The organism is Mesorhizobium sp. M7A.F.Ca.ET.027.03.2.1 (genome assembly GCF_003999175.1).
Taxonomy (GTDB): Bacteria; Pseudomonadota; Alphaproteobacteria; order Rhizobiales; family Rhizobiaceae; genus Mesorhizobium.
In genome coordinates, this window is the sequence record NZ_RZOM01001061.1 from 1 (window position 1) to 2140 (window position 2140).

Below are 2140 nucleotides of genomic sequence, written 5' to 3' on the forward strand. Positions count from 1 at the left end.
GGCCACGCCGCCGGTGGGATGGTCGCCAGCCGAAGCCGCGCCCGCCGCACCGATCCAGCCGGGCTCGCCGACCGCCGTGGTGCGGCCGTTTTACGATCAGGTCGGACTGGAGATCGATCCGGCCGAGCGAAGCCATTTCATCGACCCGGCCAAAACCGTGCTCGACAAGAGCGACGCGTTGCGCAAATCCGGGCAGGGCGAGTGCCTCGACCCCAACATGGCGCTCGACAATGCCGATTACGACAAGGCCGAGATCGACAAAAGCCTGAAGACGCTCGAGGCGATCAACGGCGACCAGGCCAAGGTCATCGTCGCCTTCGTCATATCGGGCAACCCGCACCGGCTGGAATGGAAATTCAAGAGGGTCGACGGCGACTGGAAGATATCGGACCTATTGTCGGTGACCGGCGAATGGGCACTCAGCCAGTATCAGTGCGAATGAACCGGCGATGAAGCTTTGCTTTTCGCTAGCCATCGTGCTGGTCGGACTCGGCGTTGCCGGGGGCGTGTTCGACTGGCACATCGGCACGATACTGGTCGCTCGCCAGCCGCGGCAAGCTCTGGCAGCGCCTGGGGACTTCTCCGTCGAGCGCGTCGTACTCGACCAGGCCGATGCGCCCGAGCTTGTCGGCTGGGTAGCCGATCGAAAGGGCAGTTGCGGTGCGATTGTGCTGCTACATGGGCGCGGCGCCAACAGGCTGGCCTTGGTTCAAAAGGCGAAGCTCTTGTTCGACGCTGGCTATTCCGTTGTCTTGTTCGACCTCTCCGGTCATGGAGAGAACGGCGGCGCCGTTCAGGGCTTCGGGTATTCGGAAGGCCCGGACGCCGCCCGTATTATTACCTTTGCTCGGCAACGCTTTTCAGGCCAGAAGCTTGGCGCCATCGGCTCGTCGCTTGGCGCCGCCGCACTTGTCTTTGCCGCACCGCAAGCGCCTGCCGATGCTTATGTGCTGGAGCAGCTCTACGCAACCTTACGCGAAACTACAGCGTGGCGAATGCCTTTCCACTTCTGGCGCGGTTTCCAAGCCGATGTCCTTTTGGCACAGATGCCGCTTCGTCTCGGGTTGAGCGCCGATGATGTCAAGCCGGTCGACCATCTTGCTGCTATCGGCAAGCCGCTGATGCTGCTTGCAGGCAGCACCGACCCTTTCATCGATCATGGACAGGTGCTGGCGCTGCAGAATGCTGCCGCTGGTTCACAACTCGTCTGGTTTGGGGGCGCAGGCCATGTCGATCTGCTGCGCTACGACCAACTGCGCTACAGCGATGCTATCTTTTCCTTTCTTGCAACAAAGCTCTGCCGGACGGGTGCCATCCATGGTTGACGTTCGCTCAACCTCGTCCGCGATAGGGCGCAACCCCGGTGTCGGGCAGCCAGGCGCCTTCCGGCGGAGCGCCTGTCTGCCAGAACACATCGATCGGAATGCCGCCGCGTGGATACCAATAGCCGCCTATGCGCAACCACAGCGGCTTGGTTGCCGCCACGATGCGGCGGCCGATCATGACGGTGCAGTCTTCATGGAAGGCGCCATGGTTGCGGAACGAGGTCATGAACAGCTTGAGCGACTTCGATTCCACCAAAGCCGCATCGGGTGCGTAGTCGATGACGATATGGGCGAAGTCCGGCTGGCCGGTGACTGGGCACAGCGAGGTGAATTCCGGGCAGGTGAAGCGCACGATCGCCGGCGGTCCGTCACCGCGCGAAAACGGTACGGTCTCCAGGACCGCTGCTTCGGGGCTTTGTGGCGTCTCGACGTGCGCGCCGAGTTGGGTGAGGGTTTTGGTGTCGATCATGGGCGCAATCCTTGTCGCATGCGCCCGGAGTGCGTGCGGGACGACATGCTTGAAAACGAATTTTGCCGCTCATTAGCACAATTTGAAACCGCAGGAAGACGATGACCAGCAACGATCCGCTTCTCCAGCCCTACCAACTCAAACACCTGACGCTGAAGAACCGGGTCATGTCGACCAGCCATGAGCCGGCCTATTCCGAGGACGGCATGCCGAAACAGCGATACCGGCTCTACCATGCCGAGAAGGCCAAGGGCGGCATGGCGCTGACCATGACCGCCGGCTCGGCGATCGTCTCTCGCGATAGCCCGGCCGCTTTCGGCAATCTGCATGTCTATGACGACAGGAT

At 61.9% G+C, this 2140-nt stretch carries 3 protein-coding genes and 1 pseudogene; 3 read left to right on the forward strand and 1 reads right to left on the reverse strand.

Annotation, left to right across the window (positions count from 1 at the left end):
• Positions 1-442 (forward strand): hypothetical protein (locus EN750_RS31100; protein ID WP_127399004.1); only part of this gene is annotated, 442 nt, incomplete at its 5' end.
• A 7-nt stretch (positions 443-449) separates the two neighbouring features.
• Positions 450-1325 (forward strand): alpha/beta fold hydrolase, encoded by an 876-nt coding sequence (locus EN750_RS31105; protein WP_127399005.1) that lies wholly within the window; start codon positions 450-452, stop codon positions 1323-1325.
• A 7-nt stretch (positions 1326-1332) separates the two neighbouring features.
• Here EN750_RS31105 and queF read toward each other — a convergent pair whose 3' ends face one another.
• Positions 1333-1794, reverse strand: coding sequence for a preQ(1) synthase (gene queF / locus EN750_RS31110; RefSeq protein WP_010915503.1), 462 nt, complete (start codon positions 1792-1794; stop codon positions 1333-1335).
• Between the two features lie 101 nt (positions 1795-1895).
• Between queF and EN750_RS31115 the strand changes: the two are divergent.
• Positions 1896-2140, forward strand: a pseudogene (locus EN750_RS31115) (N-methylproline demethylase); the annotation flags it as partial.